General features: G+C 73.8%; 16 protein-coding genes. 6 read left to right on the forward strand and 10 right to left on the reverse strand.

Annotation, left to right across the window (positions count from 1 at the left end; all coding sequences use genetic code 11):
- Positions 1-16 precede the first annotated feature (16 nt).
- From EV190_RS21070 to fabG, 3 genes are all read right to left on the reverse strand, one after another.
- Positions 17-781, reverse strand: a complete 765-nt coding sequence (locus EV190_RS21070) for an SDR family NAD(P)-dependent oxidoreductase (protein ID WP_133743338.1) — start codon at positions 779-781, stop codon at positions 17-19.
- 67 nt (positions 782-848) lie between these two features.
- Positions 849-1,613 (reverse strand): enoyl-ACP reductase FabI, encoded by a 765-nt coding sequence (gene fabI / locus EV190_RS21075; RefSeq protein WP_133743339.1) that lies wholly within the window; start codon positions 1,611-1,613, stop codon positions 849-851.
- Positions 1,614-1,655: 42 nt separating this feature from the next.
- Entirely contained in the window at positions 1,656-2,360 is a 705-nt protein-coding gene (gene fabG / locus EV190_RS21080) for a 3-oxoacyl-[acyl-carrier-protein] reductase (protein ID WP_133743340.1), read from the reverse strand.
- Positions 2,361-2,518: 158 nt separating this feature from the next.
- Between fabG and EV190_RS21085 the strand changes: the two genes are divergently transcribed.
- Positions 2,519-2,860 carry a hypothetical protein gene (locus EV190_RS21085; RefSeq protein WP_133743341.1) on the forward strand — a complete coding sequence of 114 codons (342 nt, stop codon included), beginning with the start codon at positions 2,519-2,521 and terminating at the stop codon, positions 2,858-2,860.
- Positions 2,861-2,878: 18 nt separating this feature from the next.
- Here the strand turns inward: EV190_RS21085 and EV190_RS21090 are convergent, their stop codons facing one another.
- The 3 genes from EV190_RS21090 to EV190_RS21100 form a co-directional block, all read right to left on the reverse strand.
- Complete coding sequence (locus EV190_RS21090; RefSeq protein ID WP_133743342.1) at positions 2,879-3,898, reverse strand: phosphotransferase family protein; 1,020 nt, start codon at positions 3,896-3,898, stop codon at positions 2,879-2,881.
- 237 nt (positions 3,899-4,135) lie between these two features.
- Positions 4,136-4,783: a response regulator gene (locus EV190_RS21095; RefSeq protein WP_133743343.1), complete on the reverse strand. Its 648-nt coding sequence runs from the start codon at positions 4,781-4,783 to the stop codon at positions 4,136-4,138.
- On the reverse strand, positions 4,780-6,042 hold the full coding sequence (locus EV190_RS21100) for a sensor histidine kinase (protein WP_133743344.1): 1,263 nt from the start codon (positions 6,040-6,042) through the stop codon (positions 4,780-4,782). Before EV190_RS21100 ends, EV190_RS21095 begins: the two co-directional genes overlap by 4 nt.
- A gap of 229 nt (positions 6,043-6,271) precedes the next feature.
- Between EV190_RS21100 and EV190_RS21105 the strand changes: the two genes are divergently transcribed.
- The 3 genes from EV190_RS21105 (at position 6,272) to EV190_RS24220 (ending at position 11,155) form a co-directional block, all read left to right on the forward strand.
- Positions 6,272-7,039 (forward strand): ABC transporter ATP-binding protein, encoded by a 768-nt coding sequence (locus EV190_RS21105; protein WP_133743345.1) that lies wholly within the window; start codon positions 6,272-6,274, stop codon positions 7,037-7,039.
- Positions 7,040-9,574, forward strand: coding sequence for an ABC transporter permease (locus tag EV190_RS21110; protein ID WP_133743346.1), 2,535 nt, complete (start codon positions 7,040-7,042; stop codon positions 9,572-9,574). It abuts the gene before it with no gap.
- A 177-nt stretch (positions 9,575-9,751) separates the two neighbouring features.
- On the forward strand, positions 9,752-11,155 hold the full coding sequence (locus EV190_RS24220; protein ID WP_133743347.1) for an FAD/NAD(P)-binding protein: 1,404 nt from the start codon (positions 9,752-9,754) through the stop codon (positions 11,153-11,155).
- A gap of 93 nt (positions 11,156-11,248) precedes the next feature.
- Here the strand turns inward: EV190_RS24220 and EV190_RS21120 are convergent, their stop codons facing one another.
- From EV190_RS21120 to EV190_RS21130, 4 genes are all read right to left on the reverse strand, one after another.
- Entirely contained in the window at positions 11,249-12,022 is a 774-nt protein-coding gene (locus EV190_RS21120) for a polyprenol monophosphomannose synthase (protein ID WP_133743348.1), read from the reverse strand.
- A gap of 88 nt (positions 12,023-12,110) precedes the next feature.
- Positions 12,111-12,911 (reverse strand): DeoR/GlpR family DNA-binding transcription regulator, encoded by an 801-nt coding sequence (locus EV190_RS21125; RefSeq protein WP_133743349.1) that lies wholly within the window; start codon positions 12,909-12,911, stop codon positions 12,111-12,113.
- Between the two features lie 61 nt (positions 12,912-12,972).
- Positions 12,973-13,143, reverse strand: a complete 171-nt coding sequence (locus EV190_RS23570; protein ID WP_166655521.1) for a hypothetical protein — start codon at positions 13,141-13,143, stop codon at positions 12,973-12,975.
- Positions 13,144-13,366: 223 nt separating this feature from the next.
- On the reverse strand, positions 13,367-14,125 hold the full coding sequence (locus EV190_RS21130; RefSeq protein ID WP_133743350.1) for a DeoR/GlpR family DNA-binding transcription regulator: 759 nt from the start codon (positions 14,123-14,125) through the stop codon (positions 13,367-13,369).
- A gap of 130 nt (positions 14,126-14,255) precedes the next feature.
- Between EV190_RS21130 and EV190_RS21135 the strand changes: the two genes are divergently transcribed.
- The gene (locus EV190_RS21135) at positions 14,256-14,996 is read left to right on the forward strand and encodes a 4'-phosphopantetheinyl transferase family protein (RefSeq protein WP_133743351.1); all 741 of its coding nucleotides are present in this window, start codon (positions 14,256-14,258) and stop codon (positions 14,994-14,996) included.
- A 258-nt stretch (positions 14,997-15,254) separates the two neighbouring features.
- Complete coding sequence (locus EV190_RS21140) at positions 15,255-17,279, forward strand: prolyl oligopeptidase family serine peptidase (RefSeq protein WP_133743352.1); 2,025 nt, start codon at positions 15,255-15,257, stop codon at positions 17,277-17,279.
- Positions 17,280-17,519: the final 240 nt, after the last annotated feature.

Consider the following 17,519-nt stretch of genomic DNA (forward strand, 5'->3'; position numbering starts at 1 on the left):
CCGGGGTCCGCGCCCGTCACACCCGGTCCACGAACCCGCCGTCCACCACCAGGTTCGCGCCCGTGACGTAGGCCGCGGCCGGGCTCGCGAGGAAGACCACGGCGCGGGCGACCTCCTCGGGGCGGCCCAGGCGGCCGTAGGGGATGCGGGCGCGGACGTCCTCGTAGAACCCGGGGTCGTTCTCGCGGCGCCGCGCCCAGCCGCCGCCCTCGAACTCGATGGGACCGGGCGAAACGGTGTTCACCCTGATGCCCTTGGCGGGCAGGGTCCGCCCCAGGGCCGCGGCGTGGTGGTTGAGGGCGGCCTTGACCGCGCCGTAGGCCTTGGGGCCGGACGGCGGCGCGGCGGCGTGCAGCGCCGACGTGGAGGAGATCAGCACGATCGAGCCGCCGCGCGCCGAGGCCGCCAGGTGCGGTTCGGCGTACTCGGCCAGGCGCACGAACGGCATGACGTCGGTGCCGAAACCGCGCTCCCACTGGTCCGGTGTCGCGGCACTGCCGCCCGAGACGTTGGAGACCAGCACGTCGACGCCGCCGAGTTCGGCGGCGGCGCGGTCGACGAAGGCCCGCAGGCTCCGCGCGTCGGCCACGTCCAGGGCCTGCTCGACGACTGCCGCGCCGGCGCTCCGCAGGGCGTCGGCGGCCTCCCTGAGGGGCTCGGGCGAGCGGGCGCAGACCGCCAGGTCCGCTCCCTCGGCCGCGAACGCCTCCGCGATCGCGCGGCCGATCCCGCGGCTCGCCCCGGTCACCACGACCCTGGCCCCCGCCAGTCCGAGATCCATCCGTCGGTCCCCTTTCGTTCGCACGACCGCGGCGGGCGCCCCTCGGGGCGCCCGCGCCACGGGAAGCCTATGCGCCGGTGGAGTGGAAGCCCCCGTCGACGTGCACGATCTCGCCGGTGGTGGCGGGGAACCAGTCCGACAGCAGGGCCACGACCGCGCGGGCGGCGGGCTCGGGGTCGGTGGTGTCCCAGCCGAGCGGGGCGCGCTCGGGCCAGTGCTTGGCCAGTCCGTCGAAGCCGGGGATGCTGCGCGCGGCGATGGTGCTCAGCGGGCCGGCGGAGACCAGGTTGACCCGGATCTTCTGGTCACCCAGGTAGCGGGCGAGGTAGCGGGCGGTGGAGGTCAGCGCGGACTTGGCCACGCCCATCCAGTCGTAGATGGGGTAGGAGACGCTGTTGTCGAAGTCCAGCGAGACCACCGAGCCGCCGTCCTTCATCAGCGGCAGCACCGCCGTGGTGAGGGCCTTGAGGGAGAAGGTGGACGTGTGCATGGCGGTGCCGACGTCCTCCCACTTGGTGTTGAGGAAGTTGCCGCCCAGGGCGTCCTGCGGGGTGAAGCCGATGGAGTGCACGACGCCGTCGAGGCCGTCCACGTGCTCGGCGACGCGCTCGGCGAGGCTGGCGAGGTGGCCTTCGTCGGTGACGTCGAGTTCGAGGACCGGCGGGGGTTCGGGCAGTCGTTTGGCGATGCGCTCGACGAGGCTGAGCCTGCCGTACCCGGTGAGCACCACGGTGGCGCCCTCCTCCTGGCACAGGCGCGCCACGTGGAAGGCGATGGAGGAGTCGGTGAGGACCCCGGTGACGAGGATGCGCTTGCCTTCGAGAATTCCCATGAGAGGTGTTTCGTCCTTACGAGGTGGCTGGTTGCGGGGTGGTCAGTGGCCCATGCCGAGGCCGCCGTCGACGGGGATGACCGCGCCGGTGATGTAGGCGGCGTCCTCGCCGGCCAGGAAGCGCACGGTCTTGGCGATCTCGGTGGTGCTGCCGTACCGGCCCAACGGCACGTTCTTCTTGATCTCCGCCTGGCGCGCCTCGGGCAGCTCCGCGGTCATGTCGGTCTCGATGAAACCGGGGGCGACCACGTTGACCGTGATGTTGCGCGAACCGAGTTCGCGGGCCAGGGAACGGGCGAACCCGACCAGCCCGGCCTTGGACGCCGCGTAGTTGACCTGGCCGCCCGAGCCGAGCAGGCCGACGACCGAGGAGATGAGGATGATGCGTCCGGTGCGCTTGCGCATCATGCCGCGCACCGCGCGTTTGGCCACCCGGAAGGAGCCGGTCAGGTTGGTGTCCAGGACGGAGGAGAAGTCCTCCTCGCTCATCAGCGCGAGCAGCTGGTCCTTGGCGATGCCGGCGTTGGCCACCAGGACCTCCACGGCCCCCTGCTCCTCCTCGACCTGTTTGAAGGCCGCGTCCACCTGGTCCGTGTCGGTGATGTCGCACCGCACCCCGAGCAGGCCCTCGGGGGGCTCACCGGACCGGTAGGTCACCGCGACGTCGTCGCCGGCCTCCTTGAGCTCCCTGGCGATGGCCAGACCGATCCCGCGGCTGCCGCCGGTGACCAGAACCGAGCGAGACATATGAACGGCACCTCCGAAATCGCTGCCCAGCAGCACAGACATGTGAAGAACGGACAGCAGGGTATCGAGCTACCGGCGGGTAGCCCCAACCGAGGCCGCGCGCCGGGGCCGAGAGGGGAGCCGGGAGCGGTCCGAAGACGCGGCTAGGCTGGCCGACCATGGACGACTCCGGCAGGCTGTGGCGGCTGTGCGAGGGCGACGAGACCGTCGCCGAGATCGAGATCACCGAGGCCGACTTCCCGTGGCTGCACGGAAGGCTCCGGGCGCGTCCGGGGCTGGAGCGGTGGCGGCCGGTGTTCGCCGAGGACCTGGCGCTGTCCCGGCACCTGGAGGAGCACGCCGACGCGGACCGGGTGGCCCGCTCGGACGAACTGTACGAGCGGCTCAACGCGGACCTGGCCCTGGTCGCGCCCGACGGGGCGGCCGTCGCGGAGTTCCTCCTGCACGTGGACGGCGACGAGGCGTGGTTCCGCTGGATCGACGCCGGGCCGGACGAGTGAGCGGACGGGCGGCGGCCCCTACTCCGAGAGGCGCCTGAGGCCGCCCTCGACCAGGACGGGGACGGCCCGGCCGATGCGCTCGAAGTTCGCTCCGACGGTCTTGCCCCGGATGAAGCGGTAGTGGATGCCCTCCAGGATCACGGCGAGCTTGAAGTAGGCGAAGCCCAGGTACCAGCCGAGGTCCGAGACGTCGCGACCGGAGCGTTCGGCGTAGCGGGCGACGATCTCGTCCGCGCCGGGGAAGCCGGGGGCGTCCTGGACGTCGCTGACACCGATGTCGGAGGGCAGCCCCCCACTCGTGTAGGCGAGGACGAGCGCCAGGTCGGTGATCGGGTCCCCGAGGGTGGACATCTCCCAGTCCAGCACCGCGGCGATCCGGTCCTCCTCGTCGACCAGCGCGTTGTCGAGCCGGTAGTCGCCGTGGACGACCGCGGCGGCCCCCGACTCCGGCAGGGACGCGGCCAACCGGTCGCGCAGCTCGTCGACGCCGGGCAGTTCGCGGCTGCGCGAGGCGGCCAGCTGCCTGCCCCAGCGGCGCACCTGGCGCTCCAGGAAGCCGTCGGGGCGCCCGAAGTCGGCCAGGCCGACCGAGGCGGGGTCCACCGCGTGCAGGTCGGCGAGGGTGTCCACCAGGCGCAGCACGAGGTCCCGGGTCCGCTCAGGGCCGAGCGCGCCGAGCTGCCCGGCGCTGCGGTAGGGCGTGCCCGGCACGAAGTCCATCACATAGAACCGCGCGCCGATGACCGACTCGTCCTCGCACAGGGCGACCACTCCCGGCACCGGGACGTCCGTTCCGGCCAGCGCGGAGACGACGCGGTGCTCGCGGGCCATGTCGTGCGCGGTGGGCAGCACGTGCCCCAGCGGCGGACGGCGCACCACCCAGCGCCCGGAGCCGTCGGTGACGGTGTAGGTGAGGTTGGAGCGGCCTCCTTCGATGAGTTCGCCGGTCAGCTCCCCGCCGACCAGGCCCGGCCGGGCCGCGTCCAGGTGTGCGCGCAGCCGTCGCAGGTCCAGGCCGGGCGGGTTCTGCACACTCATCGGGATCCTTCCGAAGTCAAACCGACCGCTCGGTATCCGCGCTCGGACGTGACGCAATATACCCCAGGGCCTTTTCCGGAAGGGGCGACGGGGGAGGAATTGCATACCGTCCGGTTGGTTCGGCGGTTCGCCGAACACGCGAACCGGACGAGACCCCGTAGTCCTGTCGATGACGTCAGGATCATCGACAGAGAACAGCGCGTGGTAGCGGCCCCGGCCGGGTCCCCGGGCCGCGCGTCAGGCCCACCCGGCGTCGTGCGCGAGGATCGCGGCCTGCACCCGGTTGCTCAGACCGAGCTTGGACAGAATTCGGCTGACGTGCGCTTTCACGGTCGCCTCGCGCATCCCCAGGGTCCGTCCCGCCTCCGCGTTGGACATGCCCCGGGCCACCGCCGAGAGCACCGCGCGCTCGCGCTCGCTCAGGACGCCCAGCCGCCCGGCGGCCTCGGCCGCGCCGTTCGCGGCCGAGGCCGTGAAGCGCTCCAGCATCCGCTTGGTCACGCTGGGCGCCAGCATCGCGTTGCCCTCGTGGATGGTGCGCACCGCGGCGATCAGGTCGCGCGGCGGGGTGTCCTTGAGCAGGAAGCCCACGGCGCCGGCCCGCAGCGCCCGGTGCACGTACTCGTCCAGGTCGAAGGTGGTGAGCAGGATGATCTTGGGCGGGTCGGGCAGCGCGGCCAGCGCCGCGGCCGCGGTCAGGCCGTCGGTCCCGGGCATCCGGATGTCCAGCAGGATGACGTCGGGCTCCAGCTCCCCGGCCAGCCGCAGCGCGTCGGCCCCGTCACCGCCCTCCCCGACGACCCGCAGGTCCGGCGCGGAGTCCAGGATCATCCGCAGTCCCGAGCGCACCAGCTGCTCGTCGTCCACCAAGACGATCGAAATCACGCGCTCTCCCCGTCCCCGTCCGCGTTCCGGAGGGCGCCGACCCGCTGCGCCGGCCCCACCGGCACGATAGCGCGGACCTGCCACGCCCCGTCCGCCAGCGGCCCCGCTGTGAGCGTCCCGCCGACCAGGGTGAGGCGCTCCCGGAGCCCGGCCAGGCCGTACCCGCTGCTGGGCGCCTGCTCGTCCGCCACCCGCTCGGGCGGCGGGACGCTGACCACCACCGCCTCCAGCTCCCGCGCGCCGTAGTCCACGCGGACCTCGACGTCGGCGCCGGGCGCGTGCTTGGCCGCGTTCGTCAGCGACTCCTGCACCACCCGGTAGGCGGTGCGCTCGACCTGCGCGGGCAGCGGGCGCGGCGAACCGGTGGTGCGCCAGTCGACCGCCATCCCGGCGGCCCTGGAGTCGTTGACGAGCTTGGCCAGGTCGCTCAGCACCGGCTGGGGCGCCGTGGGCGCCGCGTCGCCGGGGGCGTCGCGCAGCACGCCGAGGATCTCGCGCAGCTCGGCCAGGGCCTCCCTGCCGGTGGTGCGGATCAGCCCCGCGGTCTCCACGGTGCGCTCGTCCTCGGCCGAGACCTCCAGGCCGCCCGCGTGCAGCACCATGAGACTGACCCGGTGCGCCACGACGTCGTGCATCTCCCGGGCGATCCGGGTGCGCTCGGCGGCGATGGCGCTCTCGGCCTTGAGGTTCTGCTCGCGCTCCAGCCGCTCGGCCCGCTCGCGCAGGTTCTCCACGAGCTGGCGCCGCGTGCCGACCCACAACCCCAGCACCATCGGGAGCACGATCGTGAACGTGAGGCTGAAGACCACCGCCGCGAGGTAGTCCCCCGTGTAGGTGACCACCAGCACCCCGGAGTAGGCGCCCGACCAGCTCACCAGCCGCCTCCGGTCGGGAGACCAGACCGCGTGGCTGTAGAGCGCGAAGGCTGCCGGGGCCGGGTTGCCGAACAGCAGCAGCATCGCCAGGGCCGCGGCCATCAGCCAGACCGGACGGCGGCGGCGCACCAGGACGCTCAACGCGACCAGCCCGGGCATGTTCAGCCCCACCTGCACGACCAGGAACAGTCCGATGACGGCGGAATCGTCGATCAGGCCCATCCCCAGGCCCGCGAGGCCGACCCCACCGGAGACCCCGGTCAACGCCCCCAGGACGACGAAGGGGTAGGAGCCCACCGCGCAGAACACGTCGGCCAGCCGGTGGCGGTGCTCCCGGCCCCACCGCCACGCCTCGTCCGCGCGCTCCGTCCACCGTCGTCCCATGTGCCGGAGTCTACGAGCGCTTCACCGGGCCGGCCCTCCCCCGGCAGCGGAACCCCGCACCGACGAAAGTCGGTGCCGCCGGGCAGCCGGTACCACCGGAAGGCCGCCCCCGGACCGCCTTCCCCCGGCCTTTGGGCAAGGGACGAATCCCCTGTTCGGCCGAGGTCCTGAGGGGTTCCCCGGGCCTAGCGTGGTGACCGCCCACCGATCACCGAAGGAGTTCACGACCGTGCACCAGACCTCCGCATCCGTCCGGACGGACCCCCCGCAGGAGCCGCCCGCTGTCGTCGTCCGCGCGCTGACCAAGGTCTACTCGTCAGGGGGGTCATCGGTGCGGGCGCTGGACGGGGTGGACGTGGAGTTCGCGCGGGGGGCGTTCACCGCGATCATGGGGCCGTCGGGGTCGGGCAAGTCCACGCTGATGCACTGCATGGCGGGGCTGGACACCGCCACCTCCGGCTCGGTCCGCCTGGGCCGCACCGACCTGACCACCCTGACCGACAAGCAGCTCACCCTGCTGCGCCGCGACCGGATCGGCTTCGTCTTCCAGTCCTTCAACCTGCTGCCCATGCTCACCGCCGAGCAGAACATCCTGCTGCCCGCCCAGATCGCGCGGCGCCGCGTGGACCCCGAACGCCTCGCCCACGTCGTCGGCGTCGTGGGCCTGGACGACCGCCTCGACCACCTGCCCTCCCGACTGTCGGGCGGCCAGCAGCAGCGCGTGGCCGTCGCCCGCGCCCTGCTGGGCTCCCCGGAGGTCGTCTACGCCGACGAGCCCACCGGCAACCTCGACTCGCGCACCGGCGCGGAGATCCTCGCCTTCCTGCGCGACTCCGCCCGAACCATGGAGCAGACCGTCGTCATGGTCACCCACGACCCCGTGGCCGCCTCCTACGCCGACCGCGTCGTGTTCCTGCGCGACGGCCGACTCGTCGACGACCTCGCCGCCCCCACCGCCCAGACCGTGCTGGACCGGCTCGTGGGACTGGAGGCCTAGATGCTGCGCACCACACTCGCCGGGCTGCGCGCCCACATGGGCCGCCTGGCCACCACCGTTCTGGCCATCGTCCTGGGCGTGGCCTTCACCACCGGCACCCTCGTCTTCACCGACACCCTCGAACGGAGTTTCGCCACTCAGGTGATGGGGTCGATGGAGCGGGTGGACGTGATCGCGTTCCCCCCGGAGCCCGACGCCGGGACCGATCCCGAGGCCGGGCCCCCGTCGTTCGGCACCGCCGCGCTGGAGGAGGTCCGCGGCCTGTCCGAGGTGACCGCGGCGACCGGCGTCGTCTTCGGGACCGCGCCGTTGCTGGATTCCGACGGCCGCACGCTGGGCGCGTTCCCGACCGCCGGGACGTCCGTCGGCGGTGACGTCGCCCGCTACGAGGCGGCCGAGGGCCGCCTGCCCGAGGGCGACGACGAGGTGGCGCTGTCCACGCTCAGCGCCGAGCAGGGCGGGTTCACGGTGGGCGACACCGTCTCCGTCCTGGACCCGGGGGGCGAGCCGCACGACTTCACCGTCACCGGCCTGATCGAGTTCGGGCTCGAACAGAGCGTCAGCTACCGGGGCGCCGTCGCCTTCGCGTTCGGGACCGCCGAGCGGATGGTCGAGGGGGACGGGTTCGCCGAGATCCACGTGCGCGCCGCCGAGGGAGTCCCCGTCGAACGCGCCGTGACCGCGGTGGCCGGGGTCCTGGACGAGGCCGCCGACGTGCGGAGCGGTCAGGAGCACGGCGAGAGCCTGGCCTCGGCCGCGGGCGCCGACGCGGCGATCATGGGCACCGCGCTGCTGCTGTTCGCGGCGGTCTCGGTGTTCGTCTCCGCGCTCGTCATCCACAACACCTTCGCCATCCTCGTCGCCCAGCGCCAGCGCGAGATGGCGCTGCTGCGGTGCGTGGGCGCCCTGCGCGGGCAGGTCTTTCGGGGGATGCTCCTGGAGGCGCTGGTCGTGGGGCTGGCCGCCTCCGCCCTCGGTACCGCTGTGGGCGTCGGCCTGGGACTCGGTGGTTTCGCGTTGGGGTCGGAGTACGTGGTGAGCGGGACGGACACTCCGATCGAGCCGGTCGTCGAGGCCGTCCCGGTCCTCGCCGGGCTGCTGGTCGGCACCCTGGTCACACTGGTGTCGGCGCTGGTCCCTGCGCTGCGCGCCACGCGGGTGGCTCCGCTGGACGCGCTGCGCTCCAGCGCGGTGGCCGACGGCCTGGAGAAGGGTGTCGGCCGGGCGCGCGTCGCCGTCGGGGCGGCGCTCTTCCTCGCCTCGGGCGCGGTCCTGGCTCTCACGCTGTCGACGGAGGCCGGAACGACGGGCATGGCCCTGGTCGTGGCCTCGGCCATGGTGTGCTTCGTCGGCGTGCTGGCCGTCAGCCCGCTGCTGGTGCGCGGCACGGTCCGGGTCCTGGGCTGGCCCCTGCGCCGCTTGGGGGCCGTCGGCTCGCTGGCCGTGGACAACACGCTGCGCAGCCCCAAGCGGGCGGCGACCGCGATGATCGCGTTGACCGTCGGGGCGACGCTCATCACCGGCTACTCGGTGATCAGCTCCTCCATGCGCGTCACCATGGACGCCCAGCTGGCCGAGCAGTTCCCGGTCGACTACTCCATCAGCCCGCAGCTGAGTCCCGACGGGGAGGAGGCGCCCATCCCCGACTCGGTGGCCGCCGAGCTGGAGTCGTCCCCTCTCATCTCCTCGGTCTTCACCTCGCGCTCCGCCTCGGACGAGAACCAGGTGTTCGTCGAGACCTACCCCGGCGCGGAACTGGGAACCGACATCGGGAACGGGGAGGTCGAGGGCGACATCGGCGACGTCGGCGCGGGCTCGGCCGCGGTGGGCGCGGGGACCGCCACCGAGCTGGGCGTCGGCCTGGGCGACCGGGTGGAACTGGAGAGCGCGGAGGGACGGGTGTCCCTCACGGTCGTCGCGATCGTGCCCGGTTCCGGTGGACTGTCCGGGGTGACCACGTCCGTCACCGACTTCGAGTCGCTGTTCCCCGAGGTCGGGGCCGGGTATCTCTACGTCAGGGCTCAGGACGGCACCGACCTGAAGGAGCTCACCGAGGTGGTCGACGACGCGGTCGCCGACCACCCCACCCTCCAGGTCGCCAGCGCCGCCGAGATCAGGTCGGAGTTCGACCGGGTGCTGGAAACCATGTTCCTCGTCATCTCGGGGATGCTGGGCCTGGCGATCCTGATCGCGGTGTTCGGGATCTCCAACACGATGGCGCTGTCGGTGCTGGAGCGCCGCCGCGAGTCCGCGCTGCTGCGCGCGCTGGGCCTGTCCAAGGCGCGGCTGCGGCGGATGCTCGGCGCCGAGGCGGTCCTGGTCTCCCTGGTCGGCGCGATCCTGGGGGTCGCGCTGGGGACGCTGTTCGGCTGGGCGGCGGGGCGGAGCGCCTTCGACGGGATGCTCTTCGCCCTGCCCGCCGTCGAGATCGCCGGCTTCCTCGCGGCGGCGGTCGTGGCGGGGCTGCTGGCCGCGCTCATGCCCGCCCGCAGGGCCGCGCGCACTTCGATCACGGGTGCTCTGGCCAGCGAGTGACCCGGCACGAACGGCGGTCCGCCCCTTCCGGGAAGGCAGGGGCGGTCCGCCGTTCCACGCGTTCCCCGTTTCCCCCGGCCCTCCCAGCGGATAGATTTCGGGGTATCGCGGCGGCAGGAGGCGACCCGCCCGACCCAGGCCACCCAAAACTCTAATTCCGACCGATAGAGTAGGTTTATGGTTCGCGAGCTGATGGAGCCCGATCCGCGGCCGGTCATCGCGTTCGCGGGCGGCGGAGCCAGCGCGGCGCTCGCCGCCGTGGCCCTGCTGCGCGCCACCACCTGGCTGCGGCTGCCCTACCGGATCGTCCTGGTCGACGAGCACGGTCGGCACGCGCGCGGCGCCGCCTACTCCACCACCGACGACGCCCACCTGCTCAACGCGCCCGTCAAGACCATGTCGGCGCTCCCCGACCAGCCCGGCCACCTGGCCGGATGGCTCCGGCGGAACGGCCACCCGGCCGGGCCAGAGACCTTCCCGACGCGCCGGGTCTACGGCGACTACCTGGCCCGCACCCTCGACGAGACCGCGCGCTGGGCGCACCCGTACGCCTCCCTCGAGACCCGCACCGCCCGCGTGGAGTCGGCCCGGCCAACGGCCGAGGCGGTCGAGCTGCGCCTGTCCGGCGGCGGACGGCTCGACGCGGCCGCGCTGGTGGTGGCCACCGGCAACAGCACCGAGGGGAGCGTCCTCGGCCGCGCCGCGCCACCCGGCACCGTCACCGACCCGTGGCACCCCCGGGAGGGGGTCGCCGCGCTGGCCGGATGCGAACGGGTGCTGGCCGTGGGCACCGGACTGACCATGGTGGACTCCGCGCTCACCCTCACCGGGGCGAACCCGCGCGCCGTGGTGCACGCCGCCTCCCGCACCGGCCTGCTGCCGCACGCGCACCGGCCGCCCCTGGCCACCCCGCCGGGCCTGGTGGACCTGGCCTCCGGACAGAACGGTCCGCTGCCGCTGCGCGGCCTCGTGCGCCGTCTGCGCGCGGCCGTGGACGCCTACCCGGGCGACTGGCGGCACGTGGTCGACTCCCTGCGCCCGCACACCCAGACGCTGTGGCAGGGCCTGTCCCCCGACGAGCAGCGCTGCTTCCTGGAGCGCCTGTCCCGCCGCTGGGAGAACGCCCGGCACCGGATGGCCCCGGAGACCGCGACCCGGGTCACGCTGCTGCGCGCCACCGGGCGGCTGCGGACGCACGGCGGCGGCGTGCGCGGTGTCGTGCCCGCCGGATCGGCTCTGCGCGCCACACTGGGCGACGGCTCCGTGGTGGAGGTCGACGCCGTACTCGACTGCACCGGGTCCGCCCCGGGCCGCGCGCCCCTCGTGGCGCGGCTGCTCGCCGACGGCCTGGCCCGCCCCGACCACCTGGGCCTCGGCGTGCACACCTGCCCGCGCGGCGCCCTGGTCACCCCGTCAGGCCGGGTGAGCCGCCGCCTGTTCGCCCTCGGCCCGCCGCGGCGCGGCCAGCTCTACGAGACGACCGCCATTCCCGAGATCCGCGACCAGGCCGAGCAGCTGGCCCAGCGCATCGCCGACACGGTGCTCCGCGACCGCCGCGACGCGCCGACCGCGGTGGTCTAGCGTCCCGCGTGCTTTCCCCGCTGATCTTGACCTTTCCGGGGTCTCAACCGCCTCCGGGACCCCGGAAAGGTCAAGATCGGCGAGGGAGAAGACTCACCGCTCGTACCGGGCGTCCCTTTCGTGGCGGCGCAGCTGGAAGGGGCGCAGGGCCGACTCGATCTGGACGGACAGGTCCATCTTGCTGGCCCCCTCGACGCGGTCCTCGAAGTGGATGGGGATCTCCACCATCTTCTGGCCGCGACGGTAGGCGCGGAAGTGCATCTCGACCTGGAAGCTGTAGCCGGTGCTGTGGACGCTCGCCAGGTCCAGCGCCTCCAGGGCCTCGCGCCGCCACACCTTGAACCCCGCCGTGACGTCCCGGACCGGCATCGCCAGGATCGTCTTGACGTAGGCGTTGGCCCACCCGCTCAGCAGGCGGCGGCGCAGCCCCCACTCGGTGGACAGGCTTCCGCCGGGCACGTAGCGGCTGCCGATGACCACGCCCGCTCCGGTGGACAGCAGCGTGCCCAGCAACTGGGGCAGGTAGGCCGGGGGGTGCGAGAGGTCGGCGTCCATCTGGGCGACGAAGTCGGCTCCGTCCTCGAGCGCCCGCGTCATCCCCGCCACGTAGGCCCGGCCCAGGCCGTCCTTGACCGTGCGGTGCAGCACCGTGATCCTGCCGTCGTACTCGGCCGCGAGCTTGTCCGCGACGTCCCCCGTGCCGTCGGGGGAGTTGTCGTCCACGACCACCAGGGCCAGCCCCGGGAGCTCCAGCGCCATGACCCGCTCCACGAGGACGGGCAGGTTCTCGGCCTCGTTGTAGGTGGGCACGACAACGCTCAACCGGGAGCGGGACCACGGCTCTGGCAGGGTGACCGGGGTGGGCATGGCAGCGGCCTCCATCGTCGGATTCCGGTAGCGTACTCGCTCCCCGCCGCCCCTGCTCCCCTTCTCCGTTTCCGGCCCGGGAACCCGCCTACTCGCCCCGGTCCACGTCCGGCACCGCCACGTACACGGTGGTTCCCATGTCCTCCAGGGTCATCAGCACCTCGGGGTCCGCGTGGCTGTCGGTGACCAGGTGCGCGATGTGCTCGGGGGCGACCGTCTGCACCATCGTGTCGGCGCCGACCCTGCTGTGGTCGGCCAGCACGATCACCTCCTCCGCGCACGCGGCCAGCGCCCGGTCCACCCCCGCCACCGCCGCGTTGGGGGTGCTCAGCCCCCGCTCGGCGGTGACCCCCTGGCCCGAGACGAAGGCCCTGCGCACCCGCAGCCCCTCCAGGGACTGCTCGGCGGCGCCGCCGACGAGGGCGAGAACCGAACCGCGCAGCGTCCCGCCGGTCATCACCACCTCGACACCCGGCGCGGCCGCCAGCGTCTGGGCGACCCTCAGGGAGTTCGTCACGACGGTGAGGCCGCGGCGGCCGGTGAGTTCGGCGGCCAGCGCCTCGACCGCCTCGCCCGGTCCCAGCACGATCGCGTCGTCGTCGGACACCAGGGGAGCCGCCTTGCGCGCGATGGCGGACAGCTCGGGGGCGGTGCCGCCGGCCCGCCGTCCCTTCCCTGCGAGCGGGTGCCCGGGCAGGGCGGCGCCGCCCCGGCGGCGGTCGATGAGCCCTTCGGCCTCCAGGGTCCGCACGTCCCTGCGCACGGTGACCTCGGAGACGCGCACCTGGTCGGCGATGTCGCGCAGCGCCATGGCCCCGTTGGCGCGCACCAGTTCCAGGATGCGCTCACGGCGCCTGGCCGCGAACACCGGCTTGTCCTCCCCCGCCATCGCCCCTCCGCCCGTACCGCCCCCGTCTCGGCGGCGTCTGGACGATCATAGGGGTGCGCCGTCAGCCGAAACGGACACCGTGCTCGTGGAAGGCCTCCTCGATGGCCTCGTCGTCGACGTGGTCCTCGGTGTTCTCCGTGTCCTGCCCCAGCACGAGCACCAGGATGAACAGGGTGACGAGGACGGCGAACACGGCAAGCGCGGTGATACCGAACAGGATCAGCATCGACATGCCCGACCTCCCTCTCGTGATCTCAGCAGACGGATTCCCGCTTTATCTGCTTTTCACACGCGTGGAGTGCCAGGTCATATGAAGGTGGCGCGGCGGACAGGCCCCCGCGCCCGGGAGGTCAGGCGTCCGAGCCGACGGGTTCGCGCCGCCGCGTTGCGGCGGGGCGCAGGACCGGAGCGACGAGGACCGCCAGGACCGCGGGCCCCGGCCGGGGCCCGCCCGGTCAGACCCGGTGGACCGTCACCCCGGCGGCCCGGATCCCGGCGACGTCGTCGTCCGGCGCGTCGGTGTCGGTGACCAGGATGTCGATCTCGCTGACGGGGCCGACGTGCCCCATGGCCACCTGGCCGAGTTTGGTGGAGTCGACCGCCAGCACCACCCGCTGGGCCGATCGCATGGCGGCTCGTTTGATCGCGACGTCACCCAGGTCGTAGGCGGTGACGCCGTCGGCCGCGGACAGCCCGCAGCAGCCCAGGACCGCGGTGTCGAAGCGGACCGCGCCCAGGGACGCCTCGGCCAGCGGGCCGATCAGGGACAGCTCCCCCGGGCGCACCTCTCCCCCGGCCATGAGGAGTTTGGCCGTGCGGCCCTCGCTGAGCGCCGCGGCCCCCCGCAGGGACAGCGGCATCACGGTGACGTGCCGCCCGGCGAGTTCCCGGGCCGCCTCCAGGACAGTGGTCCCGCTGTCCAGCAGGACCGCCTGGCCGTCGCCCACGAGTCCGCCGACCGCCTCCCCGATGCGCTTCTTGGCGTCGACGGCCTGACGCTCCCGGATGGCGTACGGCGGCTCCTGGCCACGCGGCAGGAGGCTGACCGCGCCGCCACGCACGCGCCGCAGCACCCCCTGCCCGGACAGGTGGCCCAGATCGCGCCGGATGGTCATCTCCGAGTGCCCGGTGAGCTCGGCCAGCTCGACCACGCCCACCTCGCCTTCGGAGCGAAGACGGGCCACGATGACGTCCATCCGTTCGGCGCTGTCCATGACCCGATTCAAACACATCCAGTGTTCGTCAGGCGCTCGATAATGGCCGAAGCCTGTGTGAACTATCAGCAATTCTGAGTGAATCGGGGGCACATTCCCCTTGTCCGCCGGTGTGGGACAGAATGGGGCCGTGCCTCCTGCTACCCCCGCCGTACCGGCCTGCGACGTCTGGTGGGCCGACCCCGCCCTGGCCTCCCCCGCCCTTCTCGGACTGCTGGACGAGGACGAGCGAGCGCGGCACGCGCGCTTCCGGCTCGCCGCGGACCGGGACCGCTACGCGGTCGCGCACTCCCTGGCCCGGCTGGTGTGCGCGCGCGCGGCCGGGTGCGCGCCCCGCGACGTCGCGTTCACCCTGCACTGCGACCACTGCGACCGGCCCGAACCGCACGGCAAGCCGCGCCCCGCCGGCCCCGCCGCGGGGTGGGAGATCTCCATAACCCACTCGGGGTCCCGGGTGGGCGTGGCCGTGGCGCGCGGCCTCCCCGTGGGCCTGGACGTGGAGCGGGTCGCGGAGTCCCGCGACCTGGAGGGGCTGGCCTCCTACGCGCTCACCGGGATCGAGCGCGCGGCCCTGGAGTCCCGGCCCGAAGCCGAGCGCACCGGCGGCTTCTTCACCTACTGGGCGCGCAAGGAGTCCCTGCTCAAGGCCACCGGCGCGGGACTGTCCGGCGGCCTGACCCCGATCACGGTCAGCGGCCCGCACGAGAGCGCGGCCGTGCTGTCCTGGGATCCCCCCGGCGCGCCGGACGAGGTCTGGATCACCGACCTGGACGCGGGCCCGGACTACCGGGCGGCGCTGTCGGTCCTGGCCGGGGGGCCGGTGCCCGTGACCGAACACGACGCCGCCGACCTGTTGAAGAGCTGTCGCTGAGGTCCGCGCCTCTCCGGTGCCGGGGGCCGCGCGGGCTTCGCGGGGCCCCCTCGGGTGGCGCGCCGCCCGGATCACCGCCGCGCGCACGCCCGGACCGTCCGGGAGGACCGCCGCGGGCTCGGTCCGGGGCCACCGGGAAACCGGGAGATCACGGCGACCGGCCCGGCCCAAACGTCCTCCCGGCGACACATTCCTGTCGTGGCGGGGTAAGCCGTTCGTGCCTTGACCCGCGCTCCGCCGCGTTGATGTATTTCAAGCGTGCCAAGCGACCCGTCACTTCTCGTCCACCCCGGCACGGTCCCCGATCCGTACCGCTGGTTGGAGCGGGACGACTCAGCCGAGACCATTCGCTGGCTCGCCGAACGGGACACCGAGTTCCGGACCGCGGCCCTGGCCTGGCGGTTGCGCGACGCGCTGGCCGCGGACATCCGGTCCCTCGTCTCGACGGTCCTGTGGTCCATGCCGGTCCGGCGCGCGGGCCTGGTGTTCGCCACCCGCCGCGGCGACGGCGACGAGCACCCCCGGCTGGTGGTGGTCGAGGACGGCCGCGAACGCGTACTGTTCGACCCCCTGACGCACGACCCCGGCGGAACCACCACCCTGGACGCCTGGGAGCCGAGCCCCGACGGCCTGCTGGTGGCGGTGCAGACCTCCAGTGGCGGGACCGAGCGCGGGGCGCTGCGGGTGCTGTCCACCACGACCGGCCTGCCCGTCGAACGCGCCGTCGAGGGCGTCCGCTACACCCACGTGGCCTGGCTCCCCGCCGCCCTGGGCGCCGCCTTCTACTTCGTGCGCCGCGACGACGGCGACGGACGCCGGGGCGTGTGGCTGCACCGGGTCGGCCTCCCCGCGGTCCCCGACGCGCTCGTGCACCCCTGCGCCACCGGACGCACCGTCCCCGGGGTGCGGCTGCGGCGCGGCCGGTGGCTGCTGGTGAGCGAGAGCCACGGCACCGGGCACCGGAACGACCTGTGGATCGCGGACCTGGCGGGCGCCTCCCCCGAGGCTCCCGAGCTGCGTCCGGTGCACGTGGGCCGAGACATCGAGTCCGAGGCCGACCTCGGCCCGGACGGCCTGCTGTACCTGCGCACCACGCACGGCGCTCCGCTGCGCCGGGTGTGCGCGGTGGACCCGGCCGCGCCCGCGCCCGAGCGGTGGCACGAGGTGGTATCCGAGGACCCCGAGGCCACCCTCGACGGCTTCGCGGTGTCCGGCGCGCCGAACGCCGTGGAGATCCTGACCGCCCGCACCCGCCTGGGCGTCAGCGAACTCCACTCGCACACCCCGGCCCGGCCGAGGGCCCCTCGCGCGGTCCCGCTCCCGGGCGAGGGCATGGTCACCCGGCTGGAGACCGACGAGGACGACCGGATCCGGTTCTGCTACGCGGACGTGGCAACCCAGCTGGTCGTCTTCGAGCACCGCCCGGGCGGTGCGCCCGAGCGCTGGCCCGACCCGTCGGGGCCCGCTCCCGAGCCCGTCCGGGTCGAGCGCCGTACGCTGTGGTCCACCTCCTTCGACGGCACCCCCGTCCCCGTCACGCTCTTCGCACTGCCCGGGTCGGCCCCGGGGCCGACCATCCTGCACGCGTACGGGGGGTTCGGGCGGCCCCGCCAGTTCGGCTTCTCCGCGACGGTGCTGGCCTGGCTGCGCGCGGGCGGGCGGTACGCGGTGGCACACGTGCGCGGCGGCGGGGACCGCGGCCGCGCCTGGCACCTGGCCGGCGCGGGGCGGAACAAGGTGCGCGCGGTCCGGGACCTGGTCGCCGCCGCCGACACCCTGGTCGCCGACGGCGAGTGCGCGCGCGGGCAGCTGTGCCTCTCCGGCGGTTCGACCGGCGGTCTGCTGGTGCTGGCGGCGGTGGCCCGCCGCCCCGACCTGTGCGCCGCGGTGATCGCCTCGGCCCCGCTCGCCGACATGGTCAGGTTCGAGCGGCTCGGGCTGGGGGCGATGTGGACGCGCGAGTTCGGCACGGCCGCCGAACCCGACGACCTCACCGCGCTGCTGGACTACTCGCCCTACCACCGGGTGCTGCGCGGGGACCCCGGCCCCTACCCGGCGGTGCTGCTCACCGGTTTCGGCGGCGACACCCGGACCGACGCCGCGCACCCCCGCAAGATGTGCGCGGCGCTGTTGGAGCGGGCCGCCGGTCCGCTCCCGGTCCTGCTGCGCTACGAGCACGGTGTCGGGCACGGGCCCAGGTCCGTCACCCGCGCCATCGAGCTCGCGGCCGACGCCCACGCGTTCGCGGCCGCGCAGACGGGGCTGACACCGGTCCGCCTGTAGGCGGCGGACCCGGCCCCGAACGAGAAAGGAAGAGGTGGGGACACATGGACCCGAACCAGTTCGAGGTCGAGGTCGAGGAGCTGCCCGAGGTCACGTCGCGGGACGTCACCGCGGGCGGCGACAGCGACGGCAGTGACGGCAGCTCCGACTTCATCTGACCCGGCCGGGCCGCCGGAGGCCGGGCCACCGGCGGCCCCGCTCCCCTTCTCCCCGCAGGCCTCCGCACTCCAGTGCTCCGCG

Source organism: Actinorugispora endophytica (assembly GCF_004363075.1).
Lineage (GTDB): Bacteria > Actinomycetota > Actinomycetes > Streptosporangiales > Streptosporangiaceae > Actinorugispora > Actinorugispora endophytica.

Bases quoted from the DNA above. Each gene is read 5' to 3' on its own strand.
- EV190_RS21090 (WP_133743342.1), bottom strand. From the start codon at position 3,898: ATGAGTGTGCAGAACCCGCCCGGCCTGGACCTGCGACGGCTGCGCGCA.
- EV190_RS21110 (WP_133743346.1), top strand. From the start codon at position 7,040: ATGCTGCGCACCACACTCGCCGGGCTGCGCGCCCACATGGGCCGCCTG.
- EV190_RS21125 (WP_133743349.1), bottom strand. From the start codon at position 12,911: ATGGCGGGGGAGGACAAGCCGGTGTTCGCGGCCAGGCGCCGTGAGCGC.
- fabG (WP_133743340.1), bottom strand. From the start codon at position 2,360: ATGTCTCGCTCGGTTCTGGTCACCGGCGGCAGCCGCGGGATCGGTCTG.
- EV190_RS21120 (WP_133743348.1), bottom strand. From the start codon at position 12,022: ATGCCCACCCCGGTCACCCTGCCAGAGCCGTGGTCCCGCTCCCGGTTG.
- fabI (WP_133743339.1), bottom strand. From the start codon at position 1,613: ATGGGAATTCTCGAAGGCAAGCGCATCCTCGTCACCGGGGTCCTCACC.
- EV190_RS21130 (WP_133743350.1), bottom strand. From the start codon at position 14,125: ATGGACAGCGCCGAACGGATGGACGTCATCGTGGCCCGTCTTCGCTCC.
- EV190_RS21100 (WP_133743344.1), bottom strand. From the start codon at position 6,042: ATGGGACGACGGTGGACGGAGCGCGCGGACGAGGCGTGGCGGTGGGGC.
- EV190_RS21085 (WP_133743341.1), top strand. From the start codon at position 2,519: ATGGACGACTCCGGCAGGCTGTGGCGGCTGTGCGAGGGCGACGAGACC.
- EV190_RS24220 (WP_133743347.1), top strand. From the start codon at position 9,752: ATGGTTCGCGAGCTGATGGAGCCCGATCCGCGGCCGGTCATCGCGTTC.
- EV190_RS23570 (WP_166655521.1), bottom strand. From the start codon at position 13,143: ATGTCGATGCTGATCCTGTTCGGTATCACCGCGCTTGCCGTGTTCGCC.
- EV190_RS21070 (WP_133743338.1), bottom strand. From the start codon at position 781: ATGGATCTCGGACTGGCGGGGGCCAGGGTCGTGGTGACCGGGGCGAGC.